18 protein-coding genes and 1 pseudogene are annotated in these 18,382 nt (G+C 70.4%); 13 read left to right on the top strand and 6 right to left on the bottom strand.

Annotated features, from left to right (window positions below):
• Positions 1–298 precede the first annotated feature (298 nt).
• The 5 genes and pseudogenes from sigK (at position 299) to QSK39_RS01865 (ending at position 3,411) form a co-directional block, all read left to right on the top strand.
• Complete coding sequence (gene sigK, locus QSK39_RS01880; protein WP_285475924.1) at positions 299–895, top strand: ECF RNA polymerase sigma factor SigK; 597 nt, start codon at positions 299–301, stop codon at positions 893–895.
• The gene (locus QSK39_RS01875; protein ID WP_285475923.1) at positions 892–1,569 is read left to right on the top strand and encodes an anti-sigma factor; all 678 of its coding nucleotides are present in this window, start codon (positions 892–894) and stop codon (positions 1,567–1,569) included. Before sigK ends, QSK39_RS01875 begins: the two co-directional genes overlap by 4 nt.
• Positions 1,570–1,587: 18 nt before the next feature.
• Positions 1,588–1,866 carry a hypothetical protein gene (locus QSK39_RS53235; protein ID WP_502873273.1) on the top strand — a complete coding sequence of 93 codons (279 nt, stop codon included), beginning with the start codon at positions 1,588–1,590 and terminating at the stop codon, positions 1,864–1,866.
• A pseudogene (locus QSK39_RS01870) lies at positions 1,809–2,643 on the top strand (molybdopterin-dependent oxidoreductase); the annotation flags it as partial. The gene QSK39_RS53235 and the pseudogene QSK39_RS01870, both read left to right, overlap by 58 nt.
• Positions 2,644–2,736: 93 nt before the next feature.
• The gene (locus tag QSK39_RS01865; RefSeq protein WP_285475922.1) at positions 2,737–3,411 is read left to right on the top strand and encodes a fasciclin domain-containing protein; all 675 of its coding nucleotides are present in this window, start codon (positions 2,737–2,739) and stop codon (positions 3,409–3,411) included.
• A 1-nt stretch (position 3,412) separates the two neighbouring features.
• Here the strand turns inward: QSK39_RS01865 and QSK39_RS01860 are convergent, their stop codons facing one another.
• Positions 3,413–4,420 (bottom strand): LLM class flavin-dependent oxidoreductase, encoded by a 1,008-nt coding sequence (locus tag QSK39_RS01860; protein ID WP_285475921.1) that lies wholly within the window; start codon positions 4,418–4,420, stop codon positions 3,413–3,415.
• Between the two features lie 189 nt (positions 4,421–4,609).
• On the opposite strand from QSK39_RS01860, the gene QSK39_RS01855 reads away from it, so the two are divergent.
• Positions 4,610–5,341 (top strand): hypothetical protein, encoded by a 732-nt coding sequence (locus QSK39_RS01855; protein ID WP_285475920.1) that lies wholly within the window; start codon positions 4,610–4,612, stop codon positions 5,339–5,341.
• A gap of 1 nt (position 5,342) precedes the next feature.
• Here the strand turns inward: QSK39_RS01855 and QSK39_RS01850 are convergent, their stop codons facing one another.
• Positions 5,343–6,005 (bottom strand): TetR/AcrR family transcriptional regulator C-terminal domain-containing protein, encoded by a 663-nt coding sequence (locus QSK39_RS01850; protein ID WP_285475919.1) that lies wholly within the window; start codon positions 6,003–6,005, stop codon positions 5,343–5,345.
• Positions 6,006–6,103: 98 nt separating this feature from the next.
• Between QSK39_RS01850 and QSK39_RS01845 the strand changes: the two genes are divergently transcribed.
• On the top strand, positions 6,104–7,072 hold the full coding sequence (locus tag QSK39_RS01845; protein ID WP_285475918.1) for an NAD(P)-dependent alcohol dehydrogenase: 969 nt from the start codon (positions 6,104–6,106) through the stop codon (positions 7,070–7,072).
• Between the two features lie 505 nt (positions 7,073–7,577).
• Here QSK39_RS01845 and bdeA read toward each other — a convergent pair.
• Together bdeA and QSK39_RS01835 are read right to left on the bottom strand one after the other, a co-directional pair.
• A complete protein-coding gene (gene bdeA, locus QSK39_RS01840) occupies positions 7,578–8,507 on the bottom strand; it encodes a bis(hydroxyethyl) terephthalate hydrolase (protein WP_285475917.1) in 930 nt (309 codons plus the stop codon).
• Between the two features lie 238 nt (positions 8,508–8,745).
• On the bottom strand, positions 8,746–9,345 hold the full coding sequence (locus QSK39_RS01835) for a QsdR family transcriptional regulator (protein WP_285475916.1): 600 nt from the start codon (positions 9,343–9,345) through the stop codon (positions 8,746–8,748).
• 83 nt (positions 9,346–9,428) lie between these two features.
• Between QSK39_RS01835 and QSK39_RS01830 the strand changes: the two genes are divergently transcribed.
• Positions 9,429–10,052 carry a DsbA family oxidoreductase gene (locus QSK39_RS01830; RefSeq protein WP_285477900.1) on the top strand — a complete coding sequence of 208 codons (624 nt, stop codon included), beginning with the start codon at positions 9,429–9,431 and terminating at the stop codon, positions 10,050–10,052.
• On the opposite strand, the gene QSK39_RS01825 is transcribed toward QSK39_RS01830, so the two are convergent.
• Entirely contained in the window at positions 10,049–10,234 is a 186-nt protein-coding gene (locus QSK39_RS01825) for a hypothetical protein (protein WP_155541559.1), read from the bottom strand. The two genes, QSK39_RS01830 and QSK39_RS01825, sit on opposite strands and share 4 nt — an antisense overlap.
• A 582-nt stretch (positions 10,235–10,816) precedes the next feature.
• On the bottom strand, positions 10,817–11,803 hold the full coding sequence (locus QSK39_RS01820; protein ID WP_285477899.1) for a LacI family DNA-binding transcriptional regulator: 987 nt from the start codon (positions 11,801–11,803) through the stop codon (positions 10,817–10,819).
• A 120-nt stretch (positions 11,804–11,923) separates the two neighbouring features.
• Here QSK39_RS01820 and QSK39_RS01815 point away from each other — a divergent pair, with 120 nt between their 5' ends.
• The 5 genes from QSK39_RS01815 to QSK39_RS01795 are packed head-to-tail and all read left to right on the top strand — an operon-like array spanning position 11,924 to position 18,358.
• On the top strand, positions 11,924–12,853 hold the full coding sequence (locus QSK39_RS01815; protein WP_285475915.1) for a carbohydrate ABC transporter permease: 930 nt from the start codon (positions 11,924–11,926) through the stop codon (positions 12,851–12,853).
• 1 nt (position 12,854) lies between these two features.
• Positions 12,855–13,718 carry a carbohydrate ABC transporter permease gene (locus tag QSK39_RS01810; RefSeq protein ID WP_285475914.1) on the top strand — a complete coding sequence of 288 codons (864 nt, stop codon included), beginning with the start codon at positions 12,855–12,857 and terminating at the stop codon, positions 13,716–13,718.
• A gap of 29 nt (positions 13,719–13,747) precedes the next feature.
• Complete coding sequence (locus tag QSK39_RS01805) at positions 13,748–15,088, top strand: ABC transporter substrate-binding protein (protein WP_285475913.1); 1,341 nt, start codon at positions 13,748–13,750, stop codon at positions 15,086–15,088.
• Entirely contained in the window at positions 15,085–16,623 is a 1,539-nt protein-coding gene (locus tag QSK39_RS01800; protein WP_285475912.1) for an alpha-N-arabinofuranosidase, read from the top strand. The genes QSK39_RS01805 and QSK39_RS01800 overlap by 4 nt, the downstream gene beginning before the upstream one ends.
• A complete protein-coding gene (locus tag QSK39_RS01795; RefSeq protein ID WP_285475911.1) occupies positions 16,616–18,358 on the top strand; it encodes a glycoside hydrolase family 35 protein in 1,743 nt (580 codons plus the stop codon). Before QSK39_RS01800 ends, QSK39_RS01795 begins: the two co-directional genes overlap by 8 nt.
• Positions 18,359–18,382: the final 24 nt, after the last annotated feature.

The raw sequence follows: 18,382 nt of genomic DNA, 5'->3' as shown, positions 1-18,382 counted from the left end.
CATCTTTGGAGTCAATGCGCGCCTGAAGCCACTCCGACATTTGAGCTGCTGCGCATCCGCAGCCCCGGAGCACCCGCCGGCGGCCACTCGGACTCGAGGTCACCGTCGCGGATCCGCCCCACCCAGAAACCCGCCACCCACAACCCGACGCCAGGCTTTCGAAGCCGCTCAGCCCCCGGATGGGTCCCACCGCCGGAGTTGCACCGTCCGGGTGGGAACCCCCACTCCACACCAGTCCGCGACGTCCCCCAGCCGCGAACGCCTCCTACAAGCAAGGGTGAGGTGGAGGGTGCCGGGCATGGGTGAGCGAGGGCGGCTGCGGCTGCATCCGGACGAGGAGCCGGTGCCCGTGGCGAGCGCCGAGGAACTGCTCCGGCGCGTCGCGGCGGGGGACGAATCCGCGTTCGCGGCGCTGTACGACCACATCGCCGGGCCGGTGCTCGGGCTGGTGACGCGCGTGCTGCGCAACCACGCCCAAGCCGAGGAAGTGGCGCAGGAGGTCCTGGTGGAGGTGTGGCGCAAGGCCACGAGGTACGTCCCGGAGCGCGGCAGCGCGCTGTCGTGGGTGCTGACGATCGCCCACCGCCGGGCCGTGGACCGCGTGCGCTCGCACCAGGCCGTGCTCGACCGGGAAGAAAAAGCCGGCCGGATGGACGTGCGGCGGCCGTTCGACGAGGTCACCGAGTCCACTTTGGCCACTCTCGACCAGCAGCGGGTGCGGCAGTGCCTCGCCCAGCTGACCGATCTCCAGCGCGAGTCGATCGTGCTGGCCTATTACAACGGCTACACCTATCCCGAGGTCGCCGAGGTGCTGAAAGTGGCGCCCGGGACCGTGAAAACCCGCATCCGGGACGGTCTGATCCGGTTGCGTGACTGCCTGGGGGTGGATCGATGACCGCCGAGCTGCACACGCTGACCGGGGCCTACGCGCTGGATGCCGTGTCCGATGTGGAGCGTGCCGGGTTCGAACGGCACCTCGGGGAGTGCGCGGCGTGCCGCCAGGAGGTGGCCGAACTGCGGGCGACCGGCACCTGGCTCGGCGTCGCCGAGACCGTGGGGCCGCCGCCGGAGCTGAAAGCGCTGGTGCTCGCCGACGTGACGCGCACCCGCCAGCTGCCGCCGCGGGTCCCGCAGTTCCGGAAGCCGCGGCGTACCAAGGCTTTCGGGCTGCGCGTCGCGCTGTTCGGGGCCGCCGCGGCCGCCGTCGTCGCGGTCGGGGTCGGCGTCGTCACGACGTCCGCGCCGCCGGCGCCGGTCGACTCGGTGCTGTCCGCGCCGGACGCCACCGCGATCCGGGGCGCCGGCGAGGGCAGCGCGACGCTCGTCGTCTCACGCAGCCGGAACCAGGCCGTCCTGCTCGCCTCCGGGCTGCCCGCACTCGACGCCGGGCACGTCTACCAGGTGTGGATGATCCGCGCCGGCGAAGCGCGCTCGGCCGGGGCCCTGCAGCCGCGGATGCTGATGTCCGACATCCCGCCGGGCACCGACCGGATCGGGATCACCGTCGAACCCGCGGGCGGCTCGGCCGGCCCGACGACCCCGGCGGTCACCCGGATCTCGCTGACCTAGCTCCACGACCGGAGAACCATGAGCACGTCAACGGCCGAACAGGCCACCCCGGCGTCCGGTGCGGCGCCCGAGCCCCGGCTGAGCCGCCGGGTGGCCGCCCTCCTGGGCGTCCTGGCGCTCGCGGCGGCGCTGGCGGCGGGTCTCCTCTCGCGCCGCACGCCGTGGCCGGGGCTCGTGCTGGTCACCAGTTTCGGCCTGGTCGGGCTCTTCGCGGTGGACGGTGCTGCTGGCCGGAGCCGGCGGCGTCGTCGCGCGAGGCGGTCGGGCGGCTGGTCCCGGCGCGGACCGCGCCGATGATCCCGGCGGATGCCGACTTCGCGAAGCTGGGCACGCCGACGTTCCTCACCCGCAACGCGGACTTCTACCGGACGGCTACGGCGACATCCGCAACCGGCCGCTCGTGGAACGCACGATCACGATGACGTGCGTCTCCAACGAGGTCGGCGGCACCTGCGTGTCGACGGCCAACTTCATCGGCGTCGACCTCGCGGACATGCTCGAGGAAGCCGGTGTGCGGCCCGGCGCCGAGCAGCTCTTCTCGTCCAGTGTGGACGGCTGGACCTCCGGCAGCCCGGTCGCCGCGGCGATGGACCGCGGGCGCGGTTTTCCGGCGCGGCTGGTGATACCCGGGTTGTACGGTTACGTATCGGCCACGAAATGGGTCGCCGACCTCGAGGTGACGACCTGGCAGGCGCGGCAGGCATATTGGCTTAAGCGCGGCTGGAGCCGGGAAGCGCCGATCAAGACGGAATCGCGGATCGACACGCCGAAGGGTTCGAAACCGTGCCCGGCGGAAAGGTGCGCGTCGCCGGGATCGCGTGGGTGCAGCACACCGGAATCGACCGCGTCGAAGTGCGGATCGACGACGGCCCGTGGCGCGAAGCCATGCTGTCGCAGCAAGTGAACCTCGAAACCTGGCGCATGTGGTGGGTCGAATTCGACGCCACGCCCGGCGGCCACCAGGCCGTCTGCCGGGCCGCCGACAAAAGCGGTTACACGCAGACGGACGTGCGCGCCGGAATCGTTCCCGACGGCGCCACCGGGTGGCACAGCATCAATTTCACCGCCCGGTGACCCGCATCACCCCATCGGGTGCAATCCGATTCGATGACAGCCTCGAATGACCCGTAAGAAGAAGTTCACAGCCGCTTTATTGGAGTGATTTTCGTGACCAAGCTTCGTGTCGCCGGAATCGGTTTCGCCGCCGTGGCCGCGCTTTCGCTGACCGCGTGCAGCGGCAGCGACACCGCTTCCTCCGGGAGCTCCAGCAGTGCCCCGGCCCCCGCTCCGTCGTCGTCGATGGCCTCGCCGTCGAACGACTCCGCCGCGTCCAACGGCGTAACCACTAACGCCGACGTGTTCGGCCCGGCCTGTTCGCAGCTGCCGCAGGGGTCCGCGCCCGGCTCGCTGGACTCGATGGGCCCGCAGCCGGTCGCGTCGGCCGCGTCGACGAACCCGCTGCTGACGAAGCTGGTTGCCGCGGTCAAGGCCACCAACCTGGTCGACACGCTCAACAGCCAGCAGGCCATCACGGTGTTCGCGCCGGCCGACCCGGCGTTCGCGGCGCTGGGTGACGCGAAGTTCGCCGAGCTGGCGGGGAAGCCGGCGGAGTTGTCGCCGATCCTGCAGTACCACGTTGTCGGCAAGCGTTACGACGCGAAGGGTCTGGAGTCGGCCGGCACGCTGGAGTCGCTGAACACCGCGGGTGGCCCGCTGAAGATCGAGGGTTCGGGTGACAACATGACGGTCAACGGCGCGAAGATCCTGTGCGGCAACATCCCCACGAAGAACGCCACGGTCTTCGTGATCGACAAGGTGCTGACCCCGGGCACCAACAAGTAGGTCAGGACTTCCGGCCCAGTGCCGGGGCGAGGCGTTCCGCGATGTCGGTGAGGATCTGCACGTAGTCTTCGTGTTCGAAGGTGAACGGCAGGGCGAAAGCCACCTCGTCGACCTCGCGGAACGCCGCGTGCGCGTGCAGCCGGTCGGCGATCTCGGTCGAGCTGCCGACGAAGTCGGGGGAGAACAACATCCGCGCCGGGCCATGCGGTTCCGCGGTGCGGGGAAGCCGTTTCTCGGCGTACGCCTGGTACTTCGCGCGCTGCTCCGGCGTCGCGCTGTCGGTCGGGACGACGACCAGTCCCTGCGAGACGCGGGCCGCTTCGCCGGCCGGGTGGTGCTCGCGGAAGGCGCGGATGTGCGACAGCTGGATCTCGGCGAAATCGGCGCTCTCGCCTTCGGCCTTGACCACGCTGCTGGTCAGGAAGTTCATCGCGTGCTTGCCGGCCCATTCGGCCGAGCGCAGGCTCGCACCGCCGTACCAGAGGCGGTCGCCGAGCCCGGGCGCCTGCGGCTGGACCCGGTCGGAGAAGACCTCGAAGCCCTCGGTGCCGCTGAAGCCGGTCGCCGGCTTGCCGCGCACGAAGTCCAGGAGCCGTCGCACGCGCTCGTAGGAGAAGTCTTCGGCGTCGGCGGTGTCCGGGTAGAGGGCGCGCTTGACCTCGTCGTAGCGCATCGGCGGCCCGACGCTGAGCCCCGGGTTGAGCCGGCCGCCGGAGAGCAGGTCGACGGTGGCCAGGTCCTCGGCGAGCCGCAGCGGGTTCTCCCAGCCGAGCGGGATGACGGCGGTCCCGAGCTCGATCCGGCTGGTCCGCTGGGAAGCGGCGGCGAGCACGGCGACGGGCGAGGAGATGCCGTGCTGCAGGTGCCGGTGCCGCACCCAGGCGCTGTCGAACCCGAGCTGTTCACCGAGCTCGATGATCCCGAGGGTCGACTCGTGCCCCCGCCGCGGGTCGGCGGGGTCGAACAGGCCGATGGTCAGGAAGCCGAGCTTCCGCAGTGGTCGCGACACACCGCCGATTCTGCCCCCGGCGGCGCGGGTGGCCGCAGGAGTTCCACCTGCTGGGCGACCGCGTCCGGGCGATCATCGAGCCGCGCGCTCCGGGGCCGACGGACGTGAGGCTGTCAACGGCCTCACTTCGCCGCTCAGTCGATATCCGATGGATATGAGCAACGCGGTCGATCCGCGCACAATGACCGAATGCGGAAGTTCATCATCGGTTTGATTTCCCTGGTAGTCGTGCTCCTGGTTCTCGTCGGAATATTTCTGGCGCACGCGCGACCTGAGACGGATATTCCTCTCGAGGTGGCCAAGGTGGGGATGAATCTGACCGTGGCCGTGCTGATCACCGGTGTCTTGTCGGTCTTGGTGGGCCGCCGCGCCGAGGAGCGGGCGCGAGCGGAAAAGGAAGCGTCCGAGCGGGCGGCGCGAGACGAGGAGCGCGCGTCGGCGCTGGCGGGAGCCTTGCGTGAGCTGAAGGCGGGATACGAACGAGTTCAGGTCGCGCGGTTCTACCTGCGCGCCCGCACGACGGGTAAGACCTTCGCCGAGCAGGTCGAGGCGTTCTCGGATGCGCGGGCGCATCTCCACCGGGTCCAGCGCGAACGGTTCGTCCTCGGGACCGACGTCGAGAAATGCGTGCAGCGCATGCTGGACTACCTCAACGGTGTATTGGACGAATATCGGCAGAACTACTCGCGCATCACGTCATACGCACTCGACGAGGAACGAGTCCGGCAAAGCATCCTCAATGGTGCGGAGGCTGATCTTTCCGCGTTCCCCGGCTTGCCTGCTGAGGAATTCGTAGCGGTCGCCCGGATCGTCGTCGACGAGGAAGGGTGGAAGGAGACGGCCTTCCACCGGAACTACCACGACGCCAAACACCAACTCCTGGATCGGATGGCCGTGCGGCCGCCGTCGGCGGCCGGCTGAGTCAAGCCTCTTCGCGCAGGCGGTCCAAGCCGTCGAGGATGACGTCCAGCCCGAATTCGAACTCGGCCTGGTCGTCGCACCAGCCCAGGGTCGAGTCCGGGTCGTCGTGGGCGATCTCGCCGAGCATCCCGACCAGGTTCGGCAGCTGCCAAGCCAGGTCCACCGGCACGTCGGCCGACTGGCCGGCGGACGGGTCGAACAGCTCCTGGCTGAACCCGAGCGCGCGGCTGCCGAGCGCGTGCAGCGCGTGGTGGACCAGGTCGTAGGAGAACCCGCCACCGCGCATCAGGCCGACCAGCGCGTCGTAGTAGCGCAGGACCGCGGTGCTCGTCGACGACCTCGTCTCGAACAGCTCCGGCGCCCAGCGGTGGCGGAGGAACACCTGGCGCGCGGTCAGGATCCGCTGCCGCACCGCGGGCTTCCACTCCGGCGACGGCTCGACGCGGGCGACGGCGTCGTTGATCTCCGCGGCCACGACGTCGACGATGCCGTCGAGCACGTCCTCCTTCTTGGCGACGTGGTAGTAGAGCGACATCGCCTCGGCGCCGAGCTCCTCCGCGAGGCGGCGCATCGTCAGCGCGCGCAGCCCGTGTTCGTCGGCGAGCTCGACGGCCGCACGCAGCACGCGCTCGCGGCTGAGGGGGATCCGCGCGTCGGTCGTCACCCACAAGATCGTACAAGGTAAGGCGCCATTGACGTTCTTACGTTGTACGGCGTACCGTACGAAGTACGACTTACGGCGTAAGAATCGCGGGAGGCGACATGAAAGCCCTGGTCCAGCACGTGTACGGCGCATCGGACAGCCTGACGTTCGAGGACGTCCCCGATCCGGTGCCCGCCGAGGGCGAGGTGCTGGTCCGGGTGCGGGCGACTTCGGTCAACCCGTACGACTGGCACTTCATGAGAGGCGAGCCCTATGTCGCGCGGCTGATGCAGGGCGGCTTCGGCCTGCGCCGCCCACCCGCCGGCATCCTCGGCTGTGACCTGGCGGGCCGGGTCGAGACGGCGGGCGCGAACTTCCGCCCGGGCGACGACGTCTACGCGCTGCTGCCGAGGGGCGCGTACGCGGAGTACGTCTGCGTGCCCGAGGAGCTGCTGGCGCCCATGCCGGCGAACCTCACCCACGCGCAGGCGGCGGCGATGCCGATGGCGGCCGTCACCGCGCTGGTGGCGTTGCGAGGTGTGGAGGCCGGGCAGCGAGTGCTGGTCAACGGCGCGTCCGGCGGCGTCGGCACCTTCGCGGTCCAGCTGGCGCGGGCTTTCGGGGCGCGGGTCGACGCTGTCTGCAGCACGGCGAACGTCGAGCTGGCCCGCTCCCTCGGCGCGGAGCACGTCGTCGACTACCGCTCGGCCGACTTCACTCGCAGCGGGCGGCGCTACGACATCACGCTGGACATCGCGGGCAGCCGGTCACTGCTGGCGTGCCGCCGGGTGGTCGACCGAGGCGGCAAGTTCGTGGCCGTCGGCGGCCCGGCCGGACGCTGGCTGCAGCCGGCCGGCCACGCGTTCGGGGCGCTGGCGACGGGCCCGTTCGTCCGGAGGCGGGCGGTGCTGGCGGACGCGGTGGGCTGCCAGGACAAGAAGGCGGCGCTGAGCGAGCTGGCCACACTGGCCGAGCGCGGCGCGCTGACGCCGGTGATCGACCGGAGCTACCCGTTCGACGACCTGCGCACTGCGATCACGTATCAGGAAGCGGGGCACGCCAAGGGAAAGGTGGTGGTGACACTGTGACAGCCCCGAATGACCAATCGGCGACGGCGAGGCCTCCGAGGTCGTGATGCTGCCGGCTGCGTTCGGCGGCTCGTGCCTGCCGCGGACGGTCTCGCCCCGCTCAATCCGGCCGCGAGGATGGGGTTGCCGAAATCGTGAGGGGCTGCGGACGGTCTCGCCCCGCTCGATCCGGCCGCAACGATGGGGCTGCCGAAGTTGTGTGGGGCCAAGGGCGGTCTCGCCCTGCCCGATCCGGCCGCGACTAAGGGGCCCTCGAGGTCGCGAGGAGCCCGGCCGCGGTCCGCGGCTTCGGAGCGAACTCGGCCGCGCTGGCACCGGCGTGCCCGGCGCCAGGCAAAGTCGTGCCACGCCAGCCGCGGCAGGTCACACCCGCTCGATCCGGACATCGCGAATGACACATCCGCGACACCGAATCCCGGCGGAGCACCGCGAGTCGGCCACCGCGGTGCCGACTGTCCCCGCCGAAGCCGGGAGACGCCGGGCTTGCCGGCGCCTCCCGGTGTCGTCAACCGTTGTGCGGGCAGTTGCCCCGGTAGTCCGAAATAGACAGACTTGTGCTCGGGATCGGGCAGAGGAACTGTTCGTAGCGGGTGTCGTTGTCGATGAACCGCTTGAGCCAGGAGAGGGTGTACTTCGCGATCGTCGTGTTCGACGAGTTGGGAGCGAAGTGGCTGGCGCCGCGCAGTTCGAGGTACGCCTTGTCCAAAGAGGACGGAAGGCTCGTGTAGAAGGGGATCGAGTGCGAGGCCACCGGCGCGACGGTGTCCGCCTCCGCCCCCACGACGAGCGTCGGCACGCGGAGCGTCGACCAGTTCTTGGTCAGGTTCCAGCCGGTCAGCGGGATCGCGGCCTGCAACGACGGCCGGGAACGCGCCGCTTCGAGCGTGCCGCCTCCGCCCATCGAGTGCCCGACCACGCCGAGCCGGCTGCTGTCGATGCGCGAGCGCACCGAACTCTGCTGGGTCAGGTAGTCGAGCGAGGCCAGCAGCTGCCGGCCCCGGCTGTCGGGCTGGTCGCTGGTGGTCAGGGTGTCGATCGTGAAGACCACGAAGCCCTGCGACGCGAGCCGCGGGCCCAGCCAGGCGATGCTCGACTGGAGCGCGGTGAAGCCGGGCGCGATCGAGATGGCCCCGAACGTGCCCGCGGTCGTGCTCGTCGGGTAGTAGATGGTGCCGCCGCCGAAGCCGGAGACGGCCAGCCGCGACACGGTGACGGTGCTGGTCGCGAAGCTGCCGCGACTGGCTTCGATGCTGGAGTTGGTCGGGTCGGGGCCGCGTTCGTAGGGGTTCGCGGCGGCGGGCGCCGGTGCGGCGACGGCGGTGGTCAGCGCGAGCGCGGCCAGGACGACCCCGGCAGCTTTGGCGCGCCACCCCCGGCGGCGGGATATTTTCTCACCCGAGCCAGACGACGTCGGCGGGCTGGTGAGTACGGACATGGATCGCTCTCTTTCCCCGGGCAGGCGAAAGCGCGCCCGGACACAGGCGGGCGGATCGATGGAACCGTTGCACGGCAACGAAGGAAGTGCCGCGTGCGGGGCGCGGGGTAACCGCTTTCCCCGGGTGTTATGAAACACTTCGGCCAAATGTTCCACAACGGCCGAACGGGTGAGGAGGTGACCGACTGTGCGCTTGCTCAGCGAAGAGACCAACCGCCGCGGGCCGGCCGGCGCAGTGTCAGCGGGGCGCGGCTGGCTCCAAAGCCCCGGTCACCAACGTGTCCAGCAACGTCGTCGCGACCTTCAGGTCCACCGTCCGCGCCGCCAGCACGTCCGAATACAGGAACGACTCACCCAGCCGCACCACCGCGAACGCCAGGTCCGGCAACCCCACCAGCGGCGTCAACCCTTCTGCTGCGGCGTCCGCGCGGAACAGGTCCACGTGCGCGTCGACCAACGCCGGCTGGACCGCGCCGCGCGGGTCGGTGAGCACCCTGAGGGCCACCGTCGACTCCGCGTCGAACAGCTTGCGCATTCCCTCGTTGGCCGCGACCTCGCGCCGGTACTCCTCCATCACCCACAGGCACCGCAGCCGGCCCTCGGGGGTGCGGGCCGCGTCGCCGTGGGTCGCGTGCCACTGGTCCAGCGCTCGCTGCCACGTCCGGTCCGACAGCAGCCGCAGCCCGGCGCCCATCAGGTCTTCGCGGTTGCCGACGCGGCGGAAGAACGTCGTGCGCGAGATCCCGAGCTCCGCCGCCATCCGGCCGAGGTCGAGGCGGGTGCCGGCGAACAGCAGACGCGCCGCGTGGCGGACGATGTCGTCGGTCGAGACGGTCACCCGCCCACCCTATCCGCAGGTCGCCGACGGTTACTTTGAAGTGCGTGCCACCGCGCGGTTAGCGTGGTGGTGTGCGCGTAGACATCTGGTCCGATCTCGTCTGTCCCTGGTGCTATCTCGGCAAGCGCCGCTTCGAGCAGGCGGTCGCCGAACTCGGCGCCGACGTCGAGGTCGTGCACCACTCGTTCCAGCTCGACCCGTCGTTCCCGCGAGGGACGTCCCGGCCGACGCGCGAGGTGCTGTCCGAAAAGTACGGCCGGACGCTCGAGGAAGCCGACGCGATGGAAGCGCAGATGGAACAGCGCGCGGCCGCCGACGGTCTCGAGTACCACCTCGACGGCGTCCACATGGGAAACACCGTCGACGGCCACCGCCTGGTGCACCTGGCCGGCGAGCGCGGGCTGGCCGACGCCGTCGTCGACCGGTTCTACCGGGCGCACTTCACCGAGCGGCGGTCACTGTTCGACCGCGACTCGCTGGTGGAGCTGGCGGCCGAAGCCGGGCTCGACGCCACCGAGGCCCGCGCGGTGCTCGAGTCGGACGCCTACGAAGCCGAAGTCGCGGCGGACGGCGAACAGGCGCGGGCGCTCGGCGCGACCGGGGTGCCGTTCTTCGTGATCGACCAGCGGTTCGGCGTCGCCGGCGCCCAGTCGCCCGAGGTGTTCACCCAGGTGCTGCAGCGCGCGCAGGAGTCCGCGGCGAGCTAGCGACGCCGACGGCTGCGGCTGAACCGCGACCGATCGGTGGCGACCCCGGCCAGGTGCAGCGCGACGCACAGCAGGCCGGCGGTGGTCAGCGTGCCGGTGGTGATGATCGGGCCCAGGCCGAACCCGGCCAGCTCCATGAGCAGGGCGAGCCCGAAGAGCACGGCGGCGAGGATGGCGAGCATGACGCCTCGTTTCTGCGGCGGTGGGCCGAATGGTCCACACCACTGCGACATTCGCGATACCGGGGGATCCGGCTTGGTGGCCAGGAATGCCCGCGGCCCCGCGCGCTCAAACGAGAACTTTCGGCCGCGGCGGCGCCCTGGCTGAAACGGGGCAAGTCGGCTGGCGGGTCCGGGGGAGTCGGCTCGCGTGCCTGGGGAGTCGGGTTGCGTACCTGGAGGGTCGGCTCACGTGGCAGGTGGGTCGACTGGCATGGCTGTCGGGCCGGCCGGCTTTGCCGGGAGGGTGCGTCGCGCGTCCTGTTGGGCTGGTTGGCGTGTCTGGCGGGCCGACTCGCGTACTTGGGAGTCGACTCGCGTACCTGGAGAGTCGGGTCACGTACCGGGGTTCGGCTCGCGTACCCAGCGGGTCGGCTGGTGTGCCGGGAGGGGCGGCTCGCGTGCGTGGGGAGTCGGGTTGCGTAGCTGGAGGTTCGGCTCACCTGCCGGCCGGCGGTTGCGAATGCCCTCGCCGCAGGGGCGCCCCCCGTTCTCTACGTTACCGGTGGGCACCGACAGTTTGCCGCGCCGCCGAGCTCCGCGAGGTCAGGCAGGCGGAGGTGCCGTGCTCGAACGGAGGACCAGCTCCGTCGGCACCGTCACCGGCTCGCCCGCCTCCCCGCCCGTCTCGATCTCCGCCAGCAGCGCCGAAACCGCGTGGTGGCCGACCGCCTCGAACGACTGGCGGATCGTCGTCAGCGGGGGCCAGAAGCACGCCGACTCCTCCATGTCGTCGAACCCGACCACGCTCACCTCCTCCGGCACTCGGCGCCCCGTCTCGTGCAGTGCCCGCAACAACCCCAGCGCCATCTGGTCGTTCGCCGCGAACACCGCCGTCACCGACGGGTCGGCCGCCAGCTCCAACCCCGCTTCGTACCCCGATGCCGGGGACCAGTCGCCGACCAGTGCCGGGGGGACGAAGGCTCCCGCCAGCTCCAACGTCGCTCGCCACGACTTGCGGCGGCGCTCGGCCGAATACGACTGCGGGGGTCCCGCGATGTGCCACACCGTCGCGTGCCCCAGCTCCAGCAGGTGGCGGGTCGCCGTTGCCGCGCCGTCGGCCTGGTCCGTGTCGACCACCGGGTAGTCGTAGCGCGCGCTGGAATCGATCACCACCACCGGGAGCCCGTGCGGCAGCTCGATCTCGCTCTGGTCGAGCTGGTGCTGTTCGATCAGGATGATCACGCCGTCGACCGCCTGCTCGTTCAGCTTGCTGAACGCGCCCGTCACCTCGCCCTGCGTCGGGCGCGTCACCGGCATCAGGATGATCGAGAACCCCTCCGGCACTACCGCCGCCGCGATGGCGTCGAGCGTGCGGCTGTTGCCGAACGTCGGGAGCGCCGAAATGATCACGCCGATGCTGCGGAACTTGCCGTTGCGCAACGCCCGGGCCGCGCTGTTGGGGCGGTAGCCGATCCGGCGCATCGCGGCGAGGACGCGCTCGCGGGTCGCGTCGTCCACATTGGTCTTGCCGTTCGCGACGCGGGACACCGTCTGGCCGGACACGCCCGCCTCGCGCGCGACGTCCGCCATCGACGGTCCACGGCGGGGGGATGCTGCCGTCACGGGTGACTCCTCGGTGTCCTGGACATGTTTACGTCAACACGTTACTCTCCGAGCCGTCCATGTTGACGTAAACATGCGGAGAAGACGATGACGTCCACAGCGGCTCCGCCCGTCCCGGTGCCGGCGCGCTCGGCGCCGCCGGCCCGCCGCCCGCGGCGGCACTGGCGAGGCTGGCTCTTCGTCGCTCCCTTCATGCTGGTGTTCGCGCTAACCTTCATCGCGCCGGTCGTCTACGCCTTCGTGCTCAGCCTCTTCCGTGACCAGGCCTTCTTCGGTGGCACGGTGTTCGTCGGCGCCGACAACTACGCGCAGGTGCTCGGCGACCCGAAGTTCTGGGAGTCCTTCCGGCGGGTCCTGGTGTTCCTCGCCGTGCAGGTGCCGATCATGCTGCTGCTCGCGCTGGTCGCGGCCCTGGCGATCGACAGCGCCCGGCTGCACGCCGCCGGGTTCTTCCGGATCGTGATCTTCCTGCCGTACGCGGTGCCCGCCGTGGTCGCCACGCTGATGTGGGGCTTCATCTACGGCGACCACTTCGGACTGGCCGCGGACCTCAACCACCTGCTCGGCACCGACGCCGTGCAACCGCTGTCGCAGAACTGGCTGCTCACCTCGATCGGCAACGTCGTCACCTGGGAGTTCGTCGGCTACAACATGCTGATCTTCTACTCCGCGCTGAAGGTGATCCCCACCGAGCTGTTCGAGGCGGCCGCGATCGACGGCGCCGGCGCGTTCCGCGTGATCCGGTCGGTCAAGCTCCCCGCGATCCGCGGCGCCATCGTGATCGCCACGATCTTCTCGATCATCGGCAGCTTCCAGCTGTTCAACGAGCCGAACATCATGCGCAACCTGGTGCCGAACGTCATCGGCACCTTCTACACACCCAACATGTACGCCTACAACCTCTCCTTCGCCGGCCAGCAGTACAACTACTCCGCCACGGTCGCGATCGTGATGGGCGTGATCACCGCGGTCATCGCCTACGTCGTGCAGCTGCGCGGCTCCCGGAAGGGGATGTGACGTGGCCACGCTCTCGGTGACGCGGCCGCGCAAGTCGCGCACGCTCACGGCCGTCATGGCCCTGTACCTGGTCTACACCCTCATCCCGCTGGTGTGGCTGGTGATCAACGCCGCCAAGAGCCAGCCGGCGCTGTTCTCGACGTCGGGCCTGTCCTTCGGTGGCCCGTTCGCGCTCTTCGACAACATCGGCCAGACGTTCACCTACAACAACGGGATCTTCTTCCGCTGGCTGGGCAACACCCTGCTGTACGTCGTGGTCGGCGCGGGCGGCGCGACGATCCTCGCCACCGCGGCCGGGTACGGCCTGGCCAAGTACCGCTTCCCCGGCCGCCGGGCGGTGTTCGCGATCGTCCTCGGCGCCGTGGCCGTCCCCACGACGGCGCTCGCCGTGCCGACGTTCCTGATGTTCAGCAAGCTCGGGCTGACGAACACGCCGCTGTCGGTCATCATCCCGTCGCTGATCAGCCCGTTCGGCCTCTACCTGATCTGGGTCTACGCCGCCGACGCCATCCCGGACGAGCTGATGGAGGCGGCGCGGATCGACGGCGCGGGGGAGCTCCGGATCTTCTTCACCGTGACGCTGCGCCAGCTGGCCCCCGGGATCGTCACGGTCGCGTTGTTCACGATGGTGCAGACCTGGAACAACTACTTCCTGCCGCTGATCATGCTCAGCGAACCGAAGTGGTACCCGCTGACCGTCGGGCTCAACCAGTGGAGCGCGCAGGCCAACGGCGCCGGTGCGCAGCCGATCTTCAACCTGGTGCTCACCGGGTCGCTGCTCACCATCATCCCCCTCGTCATCGCTTTCCTGTTCATGCAACGGTTCTGGCAATCGGGGCTGAGCGCGGGGAGTGTCAAGCAATGAGCCGTCACACCGTCGTGAAGGGACACTCGATGTCACGCATCCGCAGTCGTGCCAAGGCGTTCGCCGCCGTGGCACTCGCCGCCGCCCTCGCGGTCGGCTGCTCGTCCGGGAGCTCGTCCGGGCCCGCGGCCGCCACCGGCACCCAGGACTCCGTCGACGCCGCGCTCAAGGCGGGCGGCTCGATCACGTACTGGAGCTGGACGCCCTCGGCGAAGGACCAGGTCGCCGCGTTCGAGAAGGCGTACCCGAACGTCAAGGTGAACTACGTCAACGCCGGGACGAACAAGGACGAGTACACCAAGCTGCAGAACGCGATCAAGGCCGGCACCGGCGGCCCGGACGTCGTGCAGATCGAGTACTACGCCCTCCCGCAGTTCGCGCTGACCGATTCACTGGTCAACCTGGACCAGTACGGCTTCGGTTCGTTCGAAAAGGACTACAGCCCGTCGACGTGGGCGCAGGTGAAGAGCGGCAACGGGCTCTACGGCCTGCCGCAGGACTCCGGGCCGATGGCATTGTTCTACAACAAGGAAGTCTTCGACAAGAACGCCATCGCCGTGCCGAAGACGTGGGACGAGTACATCGCCGCGGCCAAGAAGCTGCACGCCGCCGACCCCACCAAGTACATCACGTCCGACACCGGCGACCCCGGGTTCGTGCTGAGCATGATCTGGCAGGCGGGCGGGCACCCGTTCGGCGTCGACGGCCGGAACGTCAAGGTCAACCTCGCCGACGCGGGCACCAAGAAGTGGACCGCGAAGTGGGACCAGCTCGTCCAGGGCAAGCTGCTCGCCCCGGTCAAGGAGTGGTCCGACGACTGGTTCCGCGCGCTCGGCGACGGCACCATCGCGTCCCTGGTCACCGGCGCCTGGATGCCGGGCAACTTCACCTCGTCGGTGCCCGGTGGCAGCGGCAAGTGGGCGGTGGCGCCGATGCCGACCTACGACGGGCAGCAGGCGGTCACCGCGGAAAACGGCGGCAGCACGCAGTCGGTGCTGAAGCAGAGCGGCAACCCGGCGCTGGCCGCCGCGTTCGTGCGCTGGCTCAACCACGACGGCGGCGTCAAGCCGTTCATCGAGAGCGGCGGCTTCCCGGCCACGACGGCGGACCTGACCTCGCCGGCGTTCGTCGGCCAGGCCGCGCCGTACTTCGGCGGGCAGAAGATCAACGAGGTGCTGACCCAGGCGTCGAAGGACGTCTCCCAGGGCTGGACCTACCTGCCGTACCAGACCTACGCCAACAGCATCTTCAGCGACACCGCGGGCAAGGCCTACCTGAACGCCACCGGGCTCGACGCCGGGCTGGCGGCCTGGCAGCAGGCGATCGTCGACTACGGCAACCAGCAGGGCTTCACGGTCAGCGCCGGATGACCGTCCACATCGAAGGCGACGCGGGCGACGTGATCGGCCCGGTCCCGCGTCGCCTGTTCGGCTCGTTCGCCGAGCACATGGGCCGGTCCGTCTACACGGGACTGTACGAGCCCGGGCACGCCACTGCGGACGATCGCGGCTTTCGCGGCGACGTGCTGGAGCTGGTCCGGGAGCTCGGGCCGACCGTGGTCCGCTACCCCGGCGGCAACTTCGTCTCCGCGTACCGCTGGGAGGACGGGGTGGGGCCGGAGCGCCCGGTCCGGCTCGATCCGTCCTGGCACAGCGTCGAGACGAACCGCTTCGGCCTGCACGAATTCGCGGCGTGGGCCGAAGCCGCGGGCACCGAGGTGATGTACGCGGTCAACCTCGGCACCCGCGGCATCCAGGAGGCCGCCGACGTCCTGGAGTACTGCAACCACGCCGGCGGCACGGAACTGAGCGAGCGGCGGCGCGCGAACGGCGCCGACCGCCCGTTCGGCTTCAAGCTGTGGTGCCTCGGCAACGAGATGGACGGGCCGTGGCAGATCGGCCACAAGACGGCGGGCGAGTACGGCCGCCTGGCCGCCGAGGCCGCGCGGCTGATGCGGATGATCGACCCGGACGTCGAACTGGTCGTGGCCGGCAGCTCCCACGCCGACATGCCGACGTTCGGCGAGTGGGAACGCACGGTGCTGCGCCACACCGCCGAGCTGGTCGACCACATCTCGCTGCACGCCTACTACCAGGAGCTGCACGGCGACACCGACAGCTACCTCGCCAGCGGCGCCGCGCTGGACCGCTTCATCCGGACCACCGCGGGGATCATCGACGAGACGCTCGCCGAGCTGGGCTTGGACAAGAAGATCGGGATCAGCGTCGACGAGTGGAACGTCTGGGACCTGCGCCGCTGGAACGAGGTCGACCAGGCGCGGCTCGCCGAGGGCGGCTGGCGGGAGCACCCGCGGATCATCGAGGACGACTACACCGTCACCGACGCGGTCGTCGTCGGCTCGCTGCTGAGCTCCCTGCTGCGCAACGTCGACCGCGTCACCATGGCCAACCAGGCGCAGCTGGTCAACGTCATCGCGCCGATCCGCACCGAACCGGGCGGCCCGGCCTGGCGGCAGACGACGTTCCACCCGTTCCGGCAGGTGGCCGCGCTGGCGAGCGGGGTCAGCCTGCGCCTGGGCGTCGAGGGCGAGCGCCTGCGCACCGCCCAGCACGGCGAGGTCGACCTCGTCGACGTCGCCGCGACCGCCGGGGAGTGCGGGCGCGGCGCGGTGTTCCTCACCAACCGGGCCACGGCATCGCCGACCGAGGTCCGCCTGCGCCTGCGCGGCGCGCGGTACGGCGTGTACGCCGCCGAAACCCTGACCACGCCCGACGGCGGGACGCGGCACACCGTCAACACCGCCGACTCACAACCGGTCCGGCCGGTGCCCTTGCCCGGCGCCGCCGTGACGGCCGACCCCGGGGGGACGACCATCACCGTGACACTGCCACCCCTGTCCTGGACCGTGCTCCAGCTGTGCCCGGAGGCGGGCGGCCATGCCTGAGTTCGCGATCGGGGAGACCGACTTCCTGCTCGACGGCCGGCCGTTCCGGATCCTTTCCGGTGCCCTGCACTACTTCCGCGTGCACCCGGACCTGTGGGCCGACCGGATCGACAAGGCCCGGCGGATGGGCCTGAACACCATCGAGACGTACGTCCCGTGGAACGCGCACGCCCCGTCGCCGGGCGAGTTCGCCCTGTCCGGCGGGCTCGACCTCGACCGGTTCCTGCGGCTCGTCGCCGACGCCGGGATGTCCGCGATCGTGCGGCCCGGCCCGTACATCTGCGCGGAGTGGGACAACGGCGGCCTGCCGGCGTGGCTGTTCCGCGACCCGTCGGTCGGGGTCCGCCGGTACGAGCCGAAGTACCTGGACGCGGTGCGCGAATACCTCACGCGCGTCTACGAAGTCGTGGCCCCGCACCAGGTCGACCGCGGCGGGCCGGTACTGCTCGTCCAGATCGAGAACGAGTACGGCGCGTTCGGCGACGACAAGCGCTACCTGCGCGCGCTGGCCGAGCACACGCGCGCGTGCGGGATCACCGTGCCACTGACCACAGTGGACCAGCCGGACATGCTCGAAGCGGGCAGCCTGGAGGGGCTGCACCGCACCGCGTCCTTCGGCTCGAACGCCGAGGCGCGCCTGGCGATCCTGCGTGCGCACCAGCCCACCGGCCCGCTGATGTGCAGCGAGTTCTGGAACGGCTGGTTCGACCACTGGGGCGCGCACCACCACACGACGTCGGCGGCGGACGCGGCGGCCGAGCTCGACGCGCTGCTCGCCGCGGGCGCGTCGGTCAACCTGTACATGTTCCACGGCGGCACCAACTTCGGGCTCACCAGCGGCGCGAACGACAAGGGCGTCTACCAGCCGCTGGTCACGTCCTACGACTACGACGCGCCCCTGGACGAAGCCGGCGACCCGACGCCGAAGTACCACGCCTTCCGGGACGTGATCGCGCGTTACCACAAGGTGCCGGACTCCGTTCCGCCGCCGGCCCGGCCCGCGCCGGCGTTCGAGTCGGTGCTGCGCGACCCCGTCCGGCTGCTCGACGCCCCGGACCGCTGGGGCACCTGGGAGTTCCACGAGGAGCTGCCCGCGTTCGACGACCTGACGCCGATGCCGCGGCTCGCCCTGCTGCGCACGACCGTTTCGGGCGACCGGCCGGGCGTCCTGACGTTCGGCGAGGTCCGCGACCGCGCGACGGTGTTCTTCGACGGCGACCCGGTCGGCACGCTGCTGCGTGAGCACCACGAGCGCGCGGTCGCGCTGCCGCGGGCGAACGGCGAGCTGCTCGTACTGGTCGAGGACCAGGGCCGCGTCGACTACGGTCCGCGGATCGGCGAGGCGAAGGGCATCATCGGCGGCGCGGCGCTGCACGGTGAGCCGCTGGCCGGCTGGGACGTGCTGCCGCTCGACCTGGACGCGCTGCCCGCGCCGGTCGCGGAGTCCACTGTGGAGAGGCCGATCGCCGGCCCGGTGCTGCTGCATGCGTCCTTCGAGGCCGAGGAGTCCGCGGACCTGTTCCTCGACACCGGGGAGTGGGGCAAGGGCCTCGCGTGGCTCAACGGGTTCCCGCTCGGCCGGTACTGGCGGCGCGGGCCGCAGCGGACGTTGTACGTGCCGGGCCCGGTCGTCCGCGCGGGGGGCAACGACCTCGTCGTGCTCGAACTGGACACGATGCTCGACCCGGTGGCCCGGTTCGTGCCGCGGCCGCTGCTGGGACACACCGAAGCCTGAGGAAGTCCCCACCGGAAGCGAAGG

It is taken from the genome of Amycolatopsis sp. NBRC 101858, from assembly GCF_030269325.1.
GTDB lineage: Bacteria > Actinomycetota > Actinomycetes > Mycobacteriales > Pseudonocardiaceae > Amycolatopsis > Amycolatopsis ponsaeliensis.
This window is presented reverse-complemented; position numbering and strand designations above follow the sequence as displayed.

What these genes read in the sequence shown, in the direction of transcription:
- QSK39_RS01875 (WP_285475923.1), top strand. Translation starts at nt 892, where the DNA reads ATGACCGCCGAGCTGCACACGCTGACCGGGGCCTACGCGCTGGATGCC.
- QSK39_RS01805 (WP_285475913.1), top strand. Translation starts at nt 13,748, where the DNA reads ATGTCACGCATCCGCAGTCGTGCCAAGGCGTTCGCCGCCGTGGCACTC.
- QSK39_RS01845 (WP_285475918.1), top strand. Translation starts at nt 6,104, where the DNA reads ATGAAAGCCCTGGTCCAGCACGTGTACGGCGCATCGGACAGCCTGACG.
- QSK39_RS53235 (WP_502873273.1), top strand. Translation starts at nt 1,588, where the DNA reads ATGAGCACGTCAACGGCCGAACAGGCCACCCCGGCGTCCGGTGCGGCG.
- QSK39_RS01815 (WP_285475915.1), top strand. Translation starts at nt 11,924, where the DNA reads ATGACGTCCACAGCGGCTCCGCCCGTCCCGGTGCCGGCGCGCTCGGCG.
- bdeA (WP_285475917.1), bottom strand. Translation starts at nt 8,507, where the DNA reads ATGTCCGTACTCACCAGCCCGCCGACGTCGTCTGGCTCGGGTGAGAAA.
- QSK39_RS01820 (WP_285477899.1), bottom strand. Translation starts at nt 11,803, where the DNA reads ATGGCGGACGTCGCGCGCGAGGCGGGCGTGTCCGGCCAGACGGTGTCC.
- QSK39_RS01855 (WP_285475920.1), top strand. Translation starts at nt 4,610, where the DNA reads ATGCGGAAGTTCATCATCGGTTTGATTTCCCTGGTAGTCGTGCTCCTG.
- sigK (WP_285475924.1), top strand. Translation starts at nt 299, where the DNA reads ATGGGTGAGCGAGGGCGGCTGCGGCTGCATCCGGACGAGGAGCCGGTG.
- QSK39_RS01795 (WP_285475911.1), top strand. Translation starts at nt 16,616, where the DNA reads ATGCCTGAGTTCGCGATCGGGGAGACCGACTTCCTGCTCGACGGCCGG.
- QSK39_RS01800 (WP_285475912.1), top strand. Translation starts at nt 15,085, where the DNA reads ATGACCGTCCACATCGAAGGCGACGCGGGCGACGTGATCGGCCCGGTC.
- QSK39_RS01825 (WP_155541559.1), bottom strand. Translation starts at nt 10,234, where the DNA reads ATGCTCGCCATCCTCGCCGCCGTGCTCTTCGGGCTCGCCCTGCTCATG.